Below are 16424 nucleotides of genomic sequence, written 5' to 3' on the forward strand. Positions count from 1 at the left end.
CTTGTTTCCGGAGGTTATCAAGGTCCGAGCGCAGAGGTTTGGCAGCGAAGTCCTGTTTCCAGAGCCTGGGGGACAACTCAGCGACACGGGATGCTGGGTGCTGGCTGACCCCCTGCAGGACATCAACCGATTCCGGCTGCTTACTCCGCAGTACTACCCGACACTCGACCAAGGTTTGGAATGCTGCGAAACAGGTCTATAGTATCCAGCCAGACGATGAAGGAGGAATGGTCATCCATGCAGATGGCCTGGGGAATATAAGGGGACGAAAAATCGCCAAATATAGTGACGCTGCCCTGCGCGAACTGCTCTACCGCGCTAGAAAAAAGGAGGCCGACGCCTTGGCCATCCTGGAGCAGCAGGCGCATGCGGGGCATATCCGGGCCCAGCGTTACCTGGGTTTGTACTGGTTTCGCACGAGCGAGCCCGAGCGGGCCATCCCCTATTGGCAGGCAGCTTTTCCCCATGGTTGCCATTGGTCACGCTATTACTATGGCAAGGCACTTTATAGTGGGCGCGGCATTGCCCAGCACCGTTTTTGGGCGCTGCGGCAGTGGCGCGTCCTGAGTGGCCGCGCTCACAGAGCAGCTCGCCTGGCCCGGCGCGCGCTGTATCGGATAGATTCCCAGTATAATGATTAATGGCTTTGAGAAGGAGGTAGGGGCGCACTTCGTGGCGGTCCGGAACCCCAAAATCAGCCAGCGATGAGGAGTGAACGGTGCACACTACTTCATGCTGTGGCTATTTTCATACACCGAAGTGCTGCTGCAAGAGCGTATCTACCGCCTGACAGGATGGTCCCGGCGAAGCAAAGCAGAAAGGCCGAACCACATGGAAAGGAATGCCTGCATCCCATAAGGAAAACGCGCAGGCGAGCAGACAAACCCCTGTGCGCCCACCGATAAGTCCCCACTCGGTAATTTCCGAAAATTCACGCAAGGTATCGAGTGCCTGCTGGTTCAGTCCATAACCGGGCCTCTCAATCACCAGATTGTGGCCCACATCAATCACCGCGCCGCCGTCTATAGGGGGCAAATCCAGGCCATGCCGACTCGCGTTATCCCGATTAGGCAGGAAACGGGTGGCGACAATCACAGGATATTCTTCCGCCGTATCTCGTATATTTTCGATGGATTCAAGACTCGGCGAGTACCCGTATTGGAGATCGATAATCAACAACCCGCTTTTTTCATGCATGGTTCAGCCGTTCACCTCATCCAGTGGCAACAGAAAGTCTATGGCCTCTGTAGCCCGCGCATATACCGGAAGGCCCCATAAGCAAATAATACCACACCATTGTCGGGTATTTTAAGGGCCATGTTAATAAGCGCTTGCGCACAACCTTGGCGCTGGTATGGTCGCGCTTTTGGGAGTCACTTTCTTTTTTGGTCGGCGTAATCTTCCGCAGGCAGCGGTCGAGGGCGATGTCCACCGTGAGTTTCTGACTGGTGGACCGGCGAATATACACGCCACGAACCATCTCATCTTCGGACTGCCGCGCCCAGTCATCGGCATCCCGTCGGGTGCGAAAGGTTTTGGCGGTGGTGGGCCAGCACTGCTTGTGAATGACCGTTTTCCAGGTTCCTGACGGGTTCTTGACGATGGTAGCCATGAGACAAAACTCCCCTGTCAAGATTCGGCACTATACCGAATCTGTACCCGAGGAGCAGGGGATTGTCAAAGCCATTTATCAACGGCTTGTTTTATATGGTGGGCCCGCACGGACTCGAACCGTGGACCAAGGGATTATGAGTCCCCTGCTCTAACCGACTGAGCTACAGGCCCTGAAGAACGGCGTGGAATGCACTGATCCCACGCCGCATAGCGCTAAAAACATCCGTCACGATGGAATCGTCACTTCACCGTCCACAAAACTGCGCAAACGCTCCGATCGAGAGGGATGACGCAGCTTGCGCAGCGCCTTGGCTTCAATCTGGCGGATACGCTCACGAGTAACGTCAAACTGCTTGCCGACCTCCTCCAGCGTGTGGTCGGTATTCATCCCGATGCCAAAACGCATACGCAACACCTTGGCTTCCCGCGCCGTCAGACCATTATCAAGCAACTCCTCAACCACTTCACGAATGGCGGCGTTAACCGCAGAGTCCGCTGGCGCCGTCACATTCCGGTCTTCGATAAAGTCGCCCAGGTGCGAATCCTCATCGTCACCGATGGGCGTCTCCATGGAGATAGGCTCCTTGGCAATTTTCAGCACCTTGCGGATTTTATCCTCGGGCATTTCCATCCGTTCCGCCAACTCTTCAGGCGACGGTTCACGGCCCATTTCCTGGAGCATCTGTCGACTGATTCGATTGAGTTTGTTGATGGTTTCGATCATATGTACCGGAATACGAATGGTCCGTGCCTGATCCGCAATACTCCGCGTAATGGCCTGGCGTATCCACCAAGTCGCATAAGTAGAGAACTTGTAGCCACGTCGGTATTCGAACTTGTCCACCGCTTTCATCAGGCCGATATTGCCTTCCTGAATCAGATCCAGGAACTGCAAGCCACGATTGGTATACTTCTTGGCGATAGAGATGACCAAACGCAGGTTGGCCTCCACCATTTCCTTCTTGGCACGCCGCGCCTTGGCCTCACCAATGGACATCAGGCGGCTGGCTTCCTTGATTTCAGCCACCGGCAATCCTGCCCGCTTTTCAATTTCCCCCAGACGCTTCATGATGGCGAGAATGTCATCCCGATATTCCACCAGTCGTGCGCTATAGGGATAGCCGCCGTTGATCTGCTGATCAATCCAGCCCAAGTCACTTTCATGCCCCGGATAACTGCGGACAAACTCCTTCCTGGGAAAGCGGGCGCGTTCAATGCAGATCACCATGAGCTCACGCTCACATTGCCTGACCTCTTCGGTCAATGAACGCAGGGCATCGGCCATGACATCAATCTGCCGGCCATTCAGCTTGATTTCCAGGAAACGATTGGCGAGTTCGCGTCGTTTTTCCTGATAGCTGTCATCATGCATTTCACCTTCCGCATGACTGGCGAGCAGATTCAGGTAAGCTTCACGAATAACGGCAAAACGCTCCAGAGCCTCTTCGAGTTGCGGCCCCTTATCGGCTTCAAGGGTTTCTTCTTCATCTTCATCGTCGGTATCTGTCGCCTCTGCGCCTTCCAGCAGAACCGTCTCGTCATCTTCACTGACGGCTTCGGCTTCCAGTGCATTGGGATCGATGAAGGCATCCACCACTTCATCCAGACGCATTTCCCCGCGTTCAACCCGATCCGCGGCATCCAGCAGCAAGGAGATAGTCGTCGGGCAGGTGGAAACCGCACGCAGGACCTGCATGAGACCATCTTCAATCCGCCGGGCTATTTCGATTTCGCCTTCCCGGGTCAGCAGCTCTACACTGCCCATTTCCCGCATGTACATACGCACCGGGTCACTGGTCCGGCCGATATCGGCTTCGACCACGGCCAGCGCTTCTTCGGCGGCTTCTTCGGCTTCCTGGGCGGCAACACCCACATTGCCTTCGACATCCAGCAGTGTGTCGCCATCCGGGGCTTCTTCAAAGACCTCGATGCCCATGTCATTGATCATGGAGATGACATTTTCCATCTGCTCCGGATCAAACACTTCTTCGGGCAGATGATCATTGATCTCCCCGTAGGTCAGGTATCCCTGCTCTTTTCCGCGCGCAATAAGGCGCTTCAGCTCAGACCGCTGAGACTCATTGTCCACACTACTCTCACCGTCTCTCATAACTAACCTGCACTCGCGGAAAGCCGCGTATTATATAAGGAAAAAACCCGGGATGAAAAGCCAAGATTCTGCACCTGATATACATCCAACCCTGACAGTTACTTCATGGTTCCGAAGACTTGGGTCGACCACGCCGAGTCAACCGCACCATTTCGACCCTCTCCTGCTCGGTCAGCGCGCCCAATCCCGAACGATCCGCCGTACACGCCATATAATCCACCCGTGCCTTGCACAGACGTTGATTGACCCTTTGCACACATTCGGGTATCTCATTGCGCAACAATGCACCCTCCTGACTCTCAGCGTTCGCATCCATGACCAGAGCATAACAAAACTCGGCCAGCTCAGAACCCGCCAACCTCGCCAACAACTCGTGAGAACCTAGATGGGTCATGTTGGCCAAAATATCAAGGGTAGCGTCCAGTTTTTTTGCAATAGGGTCTGCCGCAAAAGGGAGCAGCGCTTTTTCCAGATTCTGCCAGGCAGGATCCTCGGGATGATTCAACAGCAAGCGCAAGGCCTTCTTGTACAAATGCGGACCGTCTTTACTCCGCAAGCGCTGCGCGGCCGAAAGAGAAATCGCCGTTTCCCTGCGCCGTTGTTTTACCGGAGCAAGGAAGGCCAGCCCACATAAATCCTGCAATTTGTGGAGATACACTTCCCGCAAGGTCGTATCGTTTACGCGCTGCAAAAAAGCTCGGGCTTCCCGCAAGAACTGGGCTTTCTCATCTTCGGCAGCAATATTGTAGCGACGCTGCAGTTCATCCAGAAAATAATCAATGGCCGGACGCGCGGTGAGGAACAGGGCTTCCAGTGCCGCCCCACCCTGCGCGCGCACGAACGAATCGGGGTCCTGACCATCCGGGAGCAACAGCACCCGCAGCAAGCGTCCCTCACGCAGCAGTTCTGGAGCCATTTGTACTGCCCGCCAGGCCGCCTTGTGTCCGGCCCCATCTCCATCAAAACAGAGCAGGACTTCTGCCGCCGCCCGGAACAACATCTGCAACTGACTTTCCCCAAGGGCTGTGCCACTCACCGCAACCGCATAATCCAGACCGGCCTGATGCAGGGTGATGACATCCAGATAGCCTTCCACCAGCAGGGCTCGCCCCGCCCGGCGCAAGCCCTCCCGGGCCTGATGCAGTCCGTAGAGCACCTGTCCCTTGTGATACAAGGGGCCTTCCGGTGAGTTCAGATACTTGGGTTCTCGGCCATCGAGACTGCGCCCGCCCAGACCGACCAGGTGACCACGCCCATCGCGAATCGGAAAAATCACTCTTTCCCGAAAGCGATCATATACCGAATGGTCCTCGCGACTGCTGACCAGACCTGCGCCAATCAAAGCCTTCCGGGTATTGTCGTCCCTCCCCAGTTGCTGACTGAGAAAACTGGCGGCAGGCGGCGCATAACCCAACTCGAAGCGGTCCATGATTTCCGGGTTGAGGCCACGACTACGCCAGTATTGCTGGGCCACAGGACTTTCTGCGAGGGCTTCCCGGTACAGGCTGACCGCTTTTTCCAGAATCTGCCGAAAGGGCCGGAGATCTTCCTGAAGCGACTGTCCGGCAAGCTCCGCAGGCAAGGCCATACCTGCATCTTCTGCCAGCAAGGTCACCGCTTCCGGGAAAGAAAGACGATCATGGGCCATCAAAAACCCAATGGCATTCCCATGGGCGTGACACCCGAAACAGTAATAAATCTGCTTTTCCGGACTCACCGAAAACGAGGGGCTTTTTTCCTGATGGAAGGGGCAACAGGCCCAGAAATCCTTACCTTTCTTTTTGAGTGGAACACGCCCTTCCACCAGCCGGACCAGATCGGTACGCTCAAGCAGGGCATCAATGAAGGCCGGCGAAAATTTCACCATGATTCAGCGCAGCTCCAGCTCACTCACGCCGCCACCGCCCTGCTCCGGCCTTGCCATGCGCCACTGGGTCACCCGGGGATCCTGCTGGGCAAATTCCCGCACCATTTCTGCGAGCACACCGTTACCTTTGCCATGGAGTACCTCCACCTGTTGCCGACCAGAAGCAATAGCGCCATCCACATGACGGCACAAGGCCTGCCAGGCAGCGTCGCGCAGTTGGCCGCGCAGGTCGAGACGCCAGGGATGGTTTTCCGGAGAAGCATACTGGGTGCTGCCCTTTTCCTTGGGCAGTTCCAGCGCCGCATCGGCACGAAACTGCGCCAGGGGAATCCACAACTGCTTGCCACGCAACTGAATTTGCAGGCGCTGGCGTAGCGCATCCACGCGCATGATCTGGGTGACCTGCCGCAGGGGCAAAAACAAACCCCTGCTCCCGACTTCCGGCAAGGCTGGCACGGCGTCCTGCACTGCCCGGAAGGGCGCTCCTGACTGTTCCAGTGCCGCGCTGGCCGCCTGGGTATCCCGCCCGGCTTTGAGCGCCGCAATGGTTTTACGCACCTCACCGCGCGCATTTTCGAGCAACTGCTGCCACTCGCTGCGGGCTTCCTCAGCCACCCGTTCGCGCTCCTGGCGCGCCGCATCCAATTCTCGTTGCAGGCGCTTCGCCGACTTGTCCGCCTCCATACGCGCCAGCGTCGCTTCATCCATGGCCTGTTGCGCTGCTCGCAGCAACCCTTCCCGCTGTGCTTCCCAGCGTTCCCAGTCCTCACGATCATCGGCATACAGCGCTTCAGCGCGACCCATGAGCGGCTCGGGCATGCCGATGCGCCGCGCGATGGTCAGGCCGTGGCTGGCGCCGCCAACGCCCCATTGCAAGCGATAGGTCGGTGTAAGTGTGTCCGCGTCAAAACCCATGCCGGCCAAGGCCACCCCCGCACGACTCAGTGCATAGCGTTTCATGACCTCCAGATGGCTGGTCAAGATCGTGCAGGCTTTGACCGCCAGCAATTCCTCGGCCACCGCCTGGGCCAGAGCACCGCCCTCACGAGGGTCGGTACCATTACCCAACTCATCCAGCAACACCAGACTATGGGAGTCCGCCTGCTCCAGTACGACTCGCAGGCGACTGACCTGGGCCGAAAAAGTGGACAGATCGGCATGAATATCCTGGGCGTCACCAATGACCGCAAAACCCTGTCGAAAATAACCCAGCTGTCCCTCGGCGGCTATCGGCAAACCCAGATAGGCCATCAGATGATTCAAACCCAGTGCCTTGAGTAAAGCCGTCTTGCCACCAGTATTGGGTCCAGTAATGACCAACTGCTGATGCTGCTCTCCCAGAGCCAGGGCATTACCCACCACCTGCCCGGGATGCTGCATGCACAAGAGAGGATGACGCAGCTTGTGCAAGGCAAAGACTGGGCGCCTGCCCACCGGCACCAGCGCACCCTGATAGGCTTTACCCAGTTCCAGTCCCGCCCGGACCCCATCCAGCTTTCCCAAATGCTGTAAAGCGCGGCGGATGCTTGCCGCCTCCTGCCCCACGGCAGCACTCAAAGCCCGAAGCACTTTTTCCTGTTCCTGACGTTCCGTCTGTCGGTCCTGGACCAGTTGGTTATTCAGGTCTACAGCGGACAAGGGTTCCACAAAAAGGGTTTCACCACTTGCCGAGCGATCATGGACAATGGCTTTGAACCGCCCCTTATGGCTGGCTTTCAGGGGCAATACATAACGATCGCTGCGCAGCACAATCAATGGCTCCTGCCAGTAATCCTGCCAATCGGGATGACGTAAAAATCCCTGCAAAAACCGTTGAATGTCATTGCGACCCTGGCGTAACTGGCGACGTATCGCCTGCAATTCGGCGCTGGCCGTATCCAGAAGTTCCCCTTCTTCATCCAGGGACTGTTGCAGACGGCGCAGCAGTGACGGAGAAGGATCGAGATCCGTCGCCCATTCCGTCAGCGCGTCATCGACCTCGCGCAAAGCGGCGGCATAGCGCTTCTGACCCAATAAAACCTGACTCACCTGAAGCAATTGGCGGCCAGCAAGGACGGCGCCGGGGCGCTCGACCAGATCCAGCCATGCGCGGATTTCCGGCAGGGCCATGATGGGCAGGGAAGAACCCGCTCCAGAACGTTGCTCCAGGCATTGGGCCAGTTGCTGACGCTGATGGATTTCGGCCAGCGCCACCCAGGGATGGAGATTTGCTACATAATCTTGCCCATAGGGATGAGCACATTGGGCACCCCAGGCCGTGCGAATGTCTTCCAGGTCAAGGGCACTGGCAAAGATGTTCTGCCAGGGGGTGCTCCCGGTCAAAGCCGCAGCGGCTGTCATCCGTTATTCAGACGTGCCTTCACTTTTTCGGCAACCAGCGCCATATCTGCTCTTCCCAGCAGTTGTGGCCGCAGGGCATTGAGCACCTTGCCCATATCCTTGGGACCAGCGGCTTCCAGCCGGGAAATGCTTTCGGCAATGAGAGCATCCAGCGCTTCCATGCTCAGCGGCTCAGGCAAATAGGCCGAGAGGATGGCAATCTCCGCTTCTTCCTTATCGGCAAGATCGGGACGCTGACCTGCCCTGAACTGACTGGCAGAATCTTTACGCTGCTTGATCAGCTTTTCGACGATGCCCAGGATTTCCGTTTCCTCCAGGGAGCGCCGATCATCCACCTCACGCTGCTTGATGGCGGCCTGAAGCATGCGAATCGTCGTGAGTCGCTCGGACTCGCGCGCGCGCATCGCCGCCTTCATGTCCTCCTGAAGACGTTCGCGCAGGGACATGTTCAGTACATCCGCACCAGGCGCATGGACTGGCGCCGCATCCGCTTCAATGCCCGCTTGCGGGCAGCAGCGGCCTTGCGCTTGCGTTCTTCCGTGGGCTTTTCATAAAACTCACGGCGACGCACTTCCGTCAGGACTCCGGCCTTTTCACAGGAGCGTTTGAAGCGCCGCAACGCCACTTCGAAGGGTTCATTTTCTTTAACACGAACAGTTGGCATGGAAGGTTTCTGACCTCATCAAAAAAAGCTTAGCGAGAAAGGGGCAGAGTATAGGCAGATCAAGAGCGCGAGTCAAAAAACACGTGATACTTCTGGAGTTGTAAAAAAACAAAACATGCGTTGCATAGGCTTGACAGGACGATCCAAAAGAATGCTAATATACGAAATCATAAAAATGCTTTTAGATATAGAACATTAGATTAGAATATTAGAGTAATTATGGTCTTTAATCAGGGGGAGCCCATGCAAACGGAAGCGAGAGAGTTAAACGCAGCATTACCTGATGTCCCGCCAGCCATCGATCCGCCCCCACTAGCCGATTTCAGGGAAAGCGAGACCAGCAGCCCCTTTCTCACCCAGGATCAGGAACTGCGGATGATTCGACGCCTTCGTCAGGGCGATGACAGCGCCAGAGCCACGCTCATTTCTGCCCATATGCCCCTGGTCAGAGCCGTGGCCCGATCCTACCGCAACAAAGGACTCAGCCAGGAAGATTTGCTTCAGGAAGGTTACATGGGTTTACTGCGTGCCGCCGATCGCTTCCGCGAAGGCCTGGGCACCCGTTTTTCCAGTTATGCGACCTGGTGGATTCGGGAAGCCATGCAGCGGTCACTGATCCGCTCCCGCTTTATTCGTCTGCCCGATTATCTGGCCAAATCCCTGCACGCCTATTTGCAGCGCGGAGAAGAAGAAAGCGAACGCAGCGAAGAAGTACGGCGCGAACAACGTCGGGAAGCCCTGGGCGTGCGTGAAAGCACCATGCGCGCTCTGGACTTTGCCGATATCCGAGTTTGCTCCCTTGATGATGAGTTTGCCGATGGTCCCAGTCGCGTTGAACAGGTTCCTGGTGACACCACCAGCCCAGATACGGACTACGATCGCGAATCCATCTGCAAGGCACTCCGAGAACATCTGGCAGATCTCAATGAAAAACAGCGAGAAGTCATGACCTTCCGCTACGGCATCCATGGGGATGCACCCATGACGCTGGAGGCGGTGGCTGAGCGTATGGGAGTCAGCCGTGAGGCCGTGCGACAACTGCAGGTACGGGCGCTGATCCGACTGCGTCAATCCCTTTCGGACAGTGGCTGGGGCGCCTGACGTTCGGCCAGTAACACCAACAATCTTTCCAGGGCAAGCGCCCGGTGACTCACCCGATTTTTTTCCGCCAAGGACCATTCCGCCGCACTCCGTGTGCTGCCTCTCGGCCAGAAGAGTGGATCGTAACCGAATCCTCCTTCACCCTGAGCGGCCGTTGCAATGGACCCCGACCAAAACCCCTGGGCCACAATCGGCGCAGGATCGTCTGCCGACTCCAGGAAAACCATGCAGGCCACGTAATATGCGTCGCGCGCTGCACCATGCAAGCCCCGCATCTGCTGGAGTAATCGCTGATTGTTTTCGGCATCACTCGCACCTTCCCCGGCATAACGCGCCGAGAACAGCCCCGGTGCCCCTTGCAAGGCGGGAACACAGAGGCCGGAATCCTCGGCAAGGGCCGCCATCCCGGACAAAGCCGCGCCATGCCGGGCCTTGAGCAAGGCGTTTTCCACAAAAGTGCGGCCGGTTTCTGCGGCACCGGCAATGCCCAGATCATTCTGACCATGCACCATGTAGCCCCGCGGGCTCAGCAAGCTGTCGAGTTCCCGGATTTTGCCGGCATTACTGGTCGCCAGCAGCAGCGCTTTCACGACAGGGCCTCGGGGATTTCCTGGCGTTGGCGGGCAATCAGGTCACGAATACCCTGCCGCGCCAGCACCAGCATCTGCGCCATTTCCGCTTCACTGAAAACTGCGCCTTCGGCCGTACCCTGGACTTCCACAAAAGCGCCGGCACCGGTCATCACCACATTCATGTCCACTTCGGCATGGCTGTCTTCGGCATAATCCAGATCCAGCACGGCCTGCCCCTGATACATCCCCACCGAGATGGCGGCCACCCAGTCACGCAGGGGGTTACCCTGGACCTTGCCACTGCGGCACAGGGTCTGCAAGGCATCGGCTACCGCCAGACAGGCTCCGGTGATACTGGTCGTCCGAGTGCCGCCGTCCGCCTGCAGCACATCACAATCCACCCAAATGGTGCGCTCACCCAAAGCCTGCAAATCAATGACCGCGCGCAGACTACGGCCGATCAGGCGCTGAATTTCGTGAGTGCGTCCGGAGATCTTGCCTTTGGCCGACTCCCGCTGCATTCGGTCCTGGGTAGCTCTGGGCAACATGCTGTACTCTGCGGTAACCCATCCCTGCCCGGCTCCCCGCAAAAAAGGGGGCACTTTTTCCTCGATACTGGCCGTGCACAAGACCATGGTATCTCCACAGGCCATCAACACCGAACCCTCGGCATGTTTGGTGAAATTGCGGGTGATGGCGATGGGACGCAAGGCATCCGGTGATCTTCCACTGGGTCGGCTCATTTTCTGTACTCATCTGAGGTAGGATGGAGGCATTGTAGTCCTGTCCTTCCCTCACCATAACCCCCTATAATGTAATCATGTCCCCCTGAAACAGGATGTCCTCATGTCCAGCATCGCCCATGTCGAAATCACGCAATTTCTGAAGCAACACCATCTGGCCCAGTCACTGACCATCGCCGAAATTCAGACCTTGGCGGAATATGTGACCCATGCCCAGTTTCATTCTGAACAGGTGATTGCCGAGTGGGGCACCCTCGGCGAAGCCCTGTTTTTCTGCGTCAAAGGAGAAATGGCCATCATTCATCACACCGCCGATGGCGACGAAATAGAAGTGGTGCGGGTCAAGGAAGGCGAAATGGCGGGAGAAATGTCTTTTTTTGATCGGCAACCCCGTAGCGCCCGCATCTTGGCCAAAAGTGCCGACACCCAGGTCCTGGTCCTGACCCGTGCCCGTTATCAACGCCTCAAGGTCGAAAAACCCTATATTACGGTGAACATTCTGGAACAGGCCATCATCAGCCTGGACCACCTGTTCCGCAATCTTTCCCAGGATTATACGGATTTCTCCACCTATATTTACGGGAAAGGCAAGCACTAGGCTCCGCCCCGTTGATTCAGCAGGTTGTGGATACGCCGCAACCGTTCCAGAGGATCCTGCAGCAGGAGCAGAGCCTGCTTTTCTTCGGGAGAAGCCGGTAACGCCTGGGCGAGAATCATGCCTGCCGTACTGGCATCCGGATTCCTCGCTGCGGCTTCGCCCAGCAATTCTCTCAGAATGGCGCGGAGCATATCGTCTTCCCGACGCATGGGCACTATGGGCTCCTCCGCCCAGTAGTGTACCGAGGCCATGGCCAGAGCACCCGCATAGTACCAATCCTGAACCGTGAAGCGTTGCTGCCCCTCGACCTGAATCTCCAGCATCCCCGGCTCGCCCCCCCAGTCGACAATACGGGCGAGAGTGCCGACCCGCTCAGGCTCGGCATGTCCATCACCGCGAAGATGGGTCAGACAAATGCCAAAACCACGGTTATTGCGCAGGGAACTGCTGACCATATCCAGATAGCGCGGTTCAAACACCCTCAGCCCTAACAAGGCCTTGGGGAAAAGTACGGATTGGAGTAAAAATAGGGGTATCGTATCGGTATCCGTCGCCATGCTGTTCCTCTCACGAGCATCCATGAATTCCAGCCTGAAGCCTTCTAGTACATTCTCACTATATGTGCATTTGCCCTGGTGTAAAGCCAAGTGTCCCTATTGTGACTTCAATTCCCATGCGGCCGAACAAATTCCTGCCGAACGCTACGCCCAGGCCCTGATTGCCGATCTGGATCGGGAATTACCGCGTATCTGGGGCCGTCGTCTGCGCAGCATTTTCATGGGCGGTGGAACTCCCAGTCTTTTTCCACCGGAAATCATCCACCAGTTATTGTCGGATATCCGTGCCCGCCTGCAACCATTATCGGGCATGGAAGTCACATTGGAGGCCAATCCCGGTGCCGTTGAAGCAGCCGCCTTCGGGGATTTTCGGGCGGCCGGAGTGACCCGCCTTTCCCTGGGCATCCAGTCTTTCAACAACATCCATCTGCAACGCCTGGGGCGGATTCACAATGCCGCTGCCGCCCATCGGGCCATAGAAAAAGCCATCGCAGCGCAATTTACCAGTTTGAACCTGGACCTCATGTTCGCCCTTCCTGGGCAAAATGCTGAAGAAGCCCTGGCGGACCTGCACACTGCCCTGCAATATCAGCCCCCGCATCTATCCCTGTATCAACTGACCCTGGAAGCTGGCACCCCCTTTGCGAGCCACCCACCAGCGTGGATTCCTGACGAAGATACTGCAGCGGACATGGAAAACCGGCTGCGCGACACCCTCGAACAGCACGGACTCCCACGCTATGAAATCTCCGCCCACGCCCGCCCCGAAGAACAATGTCAACATAATCGCAATTACTGGTTATATGGCGACTACCTGGGCATCGGCGCCGGCGCCCATGGCAAAATCACCCAGGCCGAAGGTATCTGGCGCAGTCGCAAACCCAGTCGTCCGGAAAGCTATATGGACGACGCCCTCAGCAACCGTGAAACACTGGGCGACTATATCCCCATCCCGGCGGAGGAGCGTCCCTTCGAGTTCATGCTCAATGCCCTGCGCCTGACCGAGGGTTTCCCCGTCCGCCTGTTCACAGAGCGAACGGGCCTCGACAGTCTGCTCATCGAGCCACAAATCCGCCGTGCCCGCCGCGAGGGTTTATTGCTCGTGGACGCCAAGAACATCCGGCCTACCGCCCGGGGCCTCAACTTTTACAATGAACTGTGCGCCCGTTTTCTGCCCTGAAACCCGCCTCTACTCCCGGCCCATGGTTTCGGCTTCGTGGCCGGTAATGGAACCTTCGGTAAACAGATATTCACGCAATTCCTTGTCCAGCCTTGGCATTTTCCGGCGCAACCATTCCAGGACCATGGCCGCATGCTCGATTTCCTCGTCCCGATTGTGTTCCAGAACTTTCTTCAACTGGAGATCCTTGCAGGCATCGGCGCGCTGCTGGTACCAGTCTACCGCTTCTAACTCCTCCATCAGCGAGGATATCGCCCGATGAATATCCTGGGTGTCACTGGACAGAGCCTCCAAAGGCTCGTGCATTGTTTCGTGTGCCATCTTGAGATCCTTAAAAAATGAAGAAAATAAACCATCCTTCCAAGGATAGTCCAAAGCGGCCCCTCCACCCAAACCATCCTCATGCAAAACAGGGGAGCCAGGAAGAACCTCGTCATGGTCTGGCCCGCCTCTTATCCAAAGCTGGACGGTGTTCAAGGGGTGTTGCGGCTGAATGGATTCGAACCGGTCGGGTTTCGGTCAACGGACAGCGGGTTCTTGATCCGGAAGCGCGTTTTTCGCCGCGGCATGCGCACATCACGGTGGATGGGCAGAAGCTGGAGATCCCAGTCCGCAAGGTGCTCATGCTCCATAAACCTCGGGGAATTGTCAGCACCCGCGCCGATGAAAAAGGACGACCCACGGTTTATGATTTCCTGCCATCCGAACAGTGGCTGGCCCCCATCGGACGTCTGGATCAGGCCAGCTCCGGTTTGTTACTGTTCAGTAATGATCCGGCATGGGCACAGCAACTGCTTGATCCGGGACAGCACATACCCAAAACCTACCACGTGCAGATCCGCCCGCCCCTCTCCCCGGATATCCTGCAACACATGGCCCGGCACAGTGTGCTCGATGGCCGGCCCTGTCTCCCCATGCAGATCCGGGAACTGCGTTGCGGGGGCAAAACCCAATGGCTCGAATTCACGCTGGAGGAGGGCCGCAATCGCCAGATTCGTCGCCTCCTGCAAGCGGTTGATGCGCAGGTACTGCGCCTGATCCGGGTCAGTATGGGCAATCTGACACTGGGCAACCTGGCCAGTGGGCAGTGGCGCTGGTTGCAGCCAGACGAGGAAGCGCTCTTGCAAGGCTGACCCTGGTCTATTAGCTATTTATTATATTGACACTACCATAATATCCATGTATGTTAGATATACCTTATTTACTGATGGAGAAAGGTCATGGAAATGGAACAGGAATTTGCAATGATTGCTTTGGTGTACCAACTGGAAGAAGCGGGCTATTGCTTCGCCGATGTTTCCGATGAGGAACTGCGTCAGGCGTTCATGAATAACGAGGACCTGCGGGATCTGGCGGTACCGCGTGCTGCCTGATGATTTTCCTCCTCCGCAACCGGCCCCCGTGGCCGGTTTTTTTCGATGCGGCTGATGATCCGCTGACGGGCAAAGTCCTTGCGACTCGACTTATTGGTCACTATACTGGCTGACCGAACGGTCGGTATCTGATTGATATATCATCCTTAACAAGGAGCCCAACGGGTGACGCAAGAGCAGTCTACATCTCCCCTGGCCATCACGGTGGCAGTCATGCTTGCCGTGGTCATGCAGGTTCTGGACCTGACGATCGTCAATGTCGCCCTTACTCACATGCGCGGCTCACTACAGGCCAACAGTGACCAGATCACCTGGGTACTCACCTCGTATATGGTCGCTAATGTCATTGTGCTTCCCCTCACCGGCCTTCTGGTGGAACGCTACGGACAGCGCAACATCATGCTCTGGAGTGTGGTCGGTTTCGTGATTGCCTCAGCGCTTTGCGGACAAGCCCATAGCCTCACCGAAATTGTGCTCTGGCGCTTTCTGCAGGGTATTTTCGGGGCGTCCCTGGCACCCGTAGGACAAACCATCATGCTGGGCGCCTATCCGCCCAACAAACGCGGGCAGGCCATGGCCATACTGGGCATGGGAATCATGCTTGGGCCGATCCTGGGTCCGACACTGGGTGGATACCTCACCGACACATTGAGTTGGCGCTGGGTTTTTTACGTCAACATCCCCTTTGGCATTCTCGCCTTCCTGCTCATGCAGAACGTGCCCGATGGCGGCAAAAGTCCCAATCCCCGCCCGGTAGACTGGACCGGATTCGGACTGATGGCTTTGGGTCTGGGTTCCCTGCAAGCCATCCTCAGCCTCGGCGATCAGGATGACTGGTTCAGTTCACAAACCATTATCATCCTTACCCTGATCACCGCACTCGGATTGCTGTTTTTTGTATGGCGCTCCCTGACCGTGAAACATCCGGTAGTGGATTTGCGCCTGCTCAAAGATCGTAATCTGGCCATCGGCAGCATGGGGATTGGCATATTTGGTCTGGCGCTTTTTGGCACCATGGTGATCCTGCCGATCATGCTGGAGAGTCTCATGCACTACGAGGCCTTCACTGCCGGGTTGGTCATGGCCCCCCAGGGCATTGGGGCGATGCTGGCCATGATGCTGGCGGGGCGACTGCTCGGCCGGGGCATCAATCCCCGCAATATCGTCTTCGTCGGCATTGTCATCGGCGCTTTTGGCACCTACTTCACCACGCTTTATAACCTCAACATCAACATGGACTGGGTGATCTGGCCCAGCTTCATCCGGGGAATCGGTTTTGGTCTGGTGACCATTCCCTTGTTTACCCTGGCGTTCACGACCCTCAAAAAATCGCAACAAGCGGAAGGCTCCGGGATTTTCAACCTGATGCGGACCCTGGGTGGCAGCGTGGGTATTGCCATTGTATCCACCGTCATGAGTCAGGAAACCCAGGTAAGCTGGAACCAGATGGGCAAGTTCATCAATCCTTTCAATCCGGCATTGCATCAATATCTGGCAGCCGCTGGAATGACCCAGAACCCAACCACTTGGCATGTGCTGGGGAATGTGGTGCTGTATAGTCAGGCGAATATGCGCGGCACACTGGATGCTTTCGTGCTGGTGTTTTACGGTTTCCTGGCGATGATCCCATTGATTTTACTTCTGAAAAAACCACCGCACGAAAAGGGTGGCAACACCGAAACGAGCCCTCCCCTTCAGGAATAAC

Annotated in this window: 18 protein-coding genes, 1 tRNA gene and 1 pseudogene; 8 read left to right on the forward strand and 12 right to left on the reverse strand. The window is 56.8% G+C overall.

Features of this window, described 5'->3' with window-relative positions:
• Window positions 1-227 precede the first annotated feature (227 nt).
• Entirely contained in the window at window positions 228-641 is a 414-nt protein-coding gene (locus ACJU26_RS11720) for a hypothetical protein (RefSeq protein WP_414039826.1), read from the forward strand.
• 106 nt (window positions 642-747) lie between these two features.
• Here ACJU26_RS11720 and ACJU26_RS11725 read toward each other — a convergent pair whose 3' ends face one another.
• The 8 genes from ACJU26_RS11725 to rpsU form a co-directional block, all read right to left on the reverse strand.
• Window positions 748-1197: a hypothetical protein gene (locus ACJU26_RS11725; protein ID WP_414039827.1), complete on the reverse strand. Its 450-nt coding sequence runs from the start codon at window positions 1195-1197 to the stop codon at window positions 748-750.
• 16 nt (window positions 1198-1213) lie between these two features.
• The gene (locus tag ACJU26_RS11730) at window positions 1214-1612 is read right to left on the reverse strand and encodes a hypothetical protein (RefSeq protein WP_414039828.1); all 399 of its coding nucleotides are present in this window, start codon (window positions 1610-1612) and stop codon (window positions 1214-1216) included.
• Window positions 1613-1708: 96 nt separating this feature from the next.
• Window positions 1709-1785 (reverse strand) — tRNA-Ile (locus tag ACJU26_RS11735).
• A gap of 55 nt (window positions 1786-1840) precedes the next feature.
• The gene (gene rpoD / locus ACJU26_RS11740; protein ID WP_414039829.1) at window positions 1841-3724 is read right to left on the reverse strand and encodes an RNA polymerase sigma factor RpoD; all 1884 of its coding nucleotides are present in this window, start codon (window positions 3722-3724) and stop codon (window positions 1841-1843) included.
• Between the two features lie 103 nt (window positions 3725-3827).
• The gene (dnaG, locus tag ACJU26_RS11745; protein ID WP_414039830.1) at window positions 3828-5591 is read right to left on the reverse strand and encodes a DNA primase; all 1764 of its coding nucleotides are present in this window, start codon (window positions 5589-5591) and stop codon (window positions 3828-3830) included.
• Window positions 5592-5594: 3 nt separating this feature from the next.
• Window positions 5595-7931, reverse strand: coding sequence for an endonuclease MutS2 (locus tag ACJU26_RS11750; protein ID WP_414039831.1), 2337 nt, complete (start codon window positions 7929-7931; stop codon window positions 5595-5597).
• Complete coding sequence (locus tag ACJU26_RS11755; protein ID WP_414039832.1) at window positions 7928-8377, reverse strand: GatB/YqeY domain-containing protein; 450 nt, start codon at window positions 8375-8377, stop codon at window positions 7928-7930. Before ACJU26_RS11755 ends, ACJU26_RS11750 begins: the two co-directional genes overlap by 4 nt.
• 2 nt (window positions 8378-8379) lie before the next feature.
• Complete coding sequence (gene rpsU / locus ACJU26_RS11760) at window positions 8380-8595, reverse strand: 30S ribosomal protein S21 (protein WP_010636820.1); 216 nt, start codon at window positions 8593-8595, stop codon at window positions 8380-8382.
• A 243-nt stretch (window positions 8596-8838) separates the two neighbouring features.
• On the opposite strand from rpsU, the gene ACJU26_RS11765 reads away from it, so the two are divergent.
• A complete protein-coding gene (locus ACJU26_RS11765; protein WP_414039833.1) occupies window positions 8839-9696 on the forward strand; it encodes an RNA polymerase sigma factor RpoD/SigA in 858 nt (285 codons plus the stop codon).
• Here the strand turns inward: ACJU26_RS11765 and rdgB are convergent.
• Complete coding sequence (rdgB, locus tag ACJU26_RS11770; protein ID WP_414039834.1) at window positions 9663-10286, reverse strand: RdgB/HAM1 family non-canonical purine NTP pyrophosphatase; 624 nt, start codon at window positions 10284-10286, stop codon at window positions 9663-9665. The two genes, ACJU26_RS11765 and rdgB, sit on opposite strands and share 34 nt — an antisense overlap.
• The gene (rph, locus tag ACJU26_RS11775) at window positions 10283-11011 is read right to left on the reverse strand and encodes a ribonuclease PH (protein WP_414039835.1); all 729 of its coding nucleotides are present in this window, start codon (window positions 11009-11011) and stop codon (window positions 10283-10285) included. Before rph ends, rdgB begins: the two co-directional genes overlap by 4 nt.
• A gap of 103 nt (window positions 11012-11114) precedes the next feature.
• Between rph and ACJU26_RS11780 the strand changes: the two genes are divergently transcribed.
• Window positions 11115-11609, forward strand: coding sequence for a Crp/Fnr family transcriptional regulator (locus tag ACJU26_RS11780; protein ID WP_414039836.1), 495 nt, complete (start codon window positions 11115-11117; stop codon window positions 11607-11609).
• Here the strand turns inward: ACJU26_RS11780 and ACJU26_RS11785 are convergent.
• Complete coding sequence (locus ACJU26_RS11785) at window positions 11606-12166, reverse strand: LON peptidase substrate-binding domain-containing protein (RefSeq protein ID WP_414039837.1); 561 nt, start codon at window positions 12164-12166, stop codon at window positions 11606-11608. The two genes, ACJU26_RS11780 and ACJU26_RS11785, sit on opposite strands and share 4 nt — an antisense overlap.
• A 22-nt stretch (window positions 12167-12188) precedes the next feature.
• Here ACJU26_RS11785 and hemW point away from each other — a divergent pair, with 22 nt between their 5' ends.
• Window positions 12189-13346: a radical SAM family heme chaperone HemW gene (hemW, locus tag ACJU26_RS11790; RefSeq protein ID WP_414039838.1), complete on the forward strand. Its 1158-nt coding sequence runs from the start codon at window positions 12189-12191 to the stop codon at window positions 13344-13346.
• A 9-nt stretch (window positions 13347-13355) separates the two neighbouring features.
• On the opposite strand, the gene ACJU26_RS11795 is transcribed toward hemW, so the two are convergent.
• Complete coding sequence (locus tag ACJU26_RS11795) at window positions 13356-13667, reverse strand: encapsulin-associated ferritin-like protein (protein ID WP_414039839.1); 312 nt, start codon at window positions 13665-13667, stop codon at window positions 13356-13358.
• A 17-nt stretch (window positions 13668-13684) separates the two neighbouring features.
• Between ACJU26_RS11795 and ACJU26_RS11800 the strand changes: the two are divergent.
• The 4 genes and pseudogenes from ACJU26_RS11800 to ACJU26_RS11815 all read left to right on the forward strand — a co-directional run.
• Window positions 13685-13885 (forward strand): annotated as a pseudogene (locus ACJU26_RS11800) (S4 domain-containing protein); the annotation flags it as partial.
• Window positions 13886-13969: 84 nt separating this feature from the next.
• Window positions 13970-14479: a pseudouridine synthase gene (locus ACJU26_RS11805; RefSeq protein ID WP_414041976.1), complete on the forward strand. Its 510-nt coding sequence runs from the start codon at window positions 13970-13972 to the stop codon at window positions 14477-14479.
• A gap of 87 nt (window positions 14480-14566) precedes the next feature.
• A complete protein-coding gene (locus tag ACJU26_RS11810) occupies window positions 14567-14719 on the forward strand; it encodes a hypothetical protein (RefSeq protein ID WP_414039840.1) in 153 nt (50 codons plus the stop codon).
• A gap of 165 nt (window positions 14720-14884) precedes the next feature.
• Window positions 14885-16423 (forward strand): DHA2 family efflux MFS transporter permease subunit, encoded by a 1539-nt coding sequence (locus tag ACJU26_RS11815; protein WP_414039841.1) that lies wholly within the window; start codon window positions 14885-14887, stop codon window positions 16421-16423.
• Window position 16424 lies beyond the last annotated feature (1 nt).

Origin of the sequence: Acidithiobacillus sp. M4-SHS-6, assembly GCF_047421495.1 — a bacterium.
Classification (GTDB): domain Bacteria; phylum Pseudomonadota; class Gammaproteobacteria; order Acidithiobacillales; family Acidithiobacillaceae; genus Acidithiobacillus.

Bases quoted from the DNA above. Each gene is read 5' to 3' on its own strand.
- ACJU26_RS11720 (WP_414039826.1), top strand. From the start codon at position 228: ATGGTCATCCATGCAGATGGCCTGGGGAATATAAGGGGACGAAAAATC.
- ACJU26_RS11725 (WP_414039827.1), bottom strand. From the start codon at position 1,197: ATGCATGAAAAAAGCGGGTTGTTGATTATCGATCTCCAATACGGGTAC.
- ACJU26_RS11730 (WP_414039828.1), bottom strand. From the start codon at position 1,612: ATGGCTACCATCGTCAAGAACCCGTCAGGAACCTGGAAAACGGTCATT.
- rpoD (WP_414039829.1), bottom strand. From the start codon at position 3,724: ATGAGAGACGGTGAGAGTAGTGTGGACAATGAGTCTCAGCGGTCTGAG.
- dnaG (WP_414039830.1), bottom strand. From the start codon at position 5,591: ATGGTGAAATTTTCGCCGGCCTTCATTGATGCCCTGCTTGAGCGTACC.
- ACJU26_RS11750 (WP_414039831.1), bottom strand. From the start codon at position 7,931: ATGACAGCCGCTGCGGCTTTGACCGGGAGCACCCCCTGGCAGAACATC.
- ACJU26_RS11755 (WP_414039832.1), bottom strand. From the start codon at position 8,377: ATGTCCCTGCGCGAACGTCTTCAGGAGGACATGAAGGCGGCGATGCGC.
- rpsU (WP_010636820.1), bottom strand. From the start codon at position 8,595: ATGCCAACTGTTCGTGTTAAAGAAAATGAACCCTTCGAAGTGGCGTTG.
- ACJU26_RS11765 (WP_414039833.1), top strand. From the start codon at position 8,839: ATGCAAACGGAAGCGAGAGAGTTAAACGCAGCATTACCTGATGTCCCG.
- rph (WP_414039835.1), bottom strand. From the start codon at position 11,011: ATGAGCCGACCCAGTGGAAGATCACCGGATGCCTTGCGTCCCATCGCC.
- ACJU26_RS11780 (WP_414039836.1), top strand. From the start codon at position 11,115: ATGTCCAGCATCGCCCATGTCGAAATCACGCAATTTCTGAAGCAACAC.
- ACJU26_RS11785 (WP_414039837.1), bottom strand. From the start codon at position 12,166: ATGGCGACGGATACCGATACGATACCCCTATTTTTACTCCAATCCGTA.
- hemW (WP_414039838.1), top strand. From the start codon at position 12,189: ATGAATTCCAGCCTGAAGCCTTCTAGTACATTCTCACTATATGTGCAT.
- ACJU26_RS11795 (WP_414039839.1), bottom strand. From the start codon at position 13,667: ATGGCACACGAAACAATGCACGAGCCTTTGGAGGCTCTGTCCAGTGAC.
- ACJU26_RS11805 (WP_414041976.1), top strand. From the start codon at position 13,970: ATGCTCCATAAACCTCGGGGAATTGTCAGCACCCGCGCCGATGAAAAA.
- ACJU26_RS11810 (WP_414039840.1), top strand. From the start codon at position 14,567: ATGGAAATGGAACAGGAATTTGCAATGATTGCTTTGGTGTACCAACTG.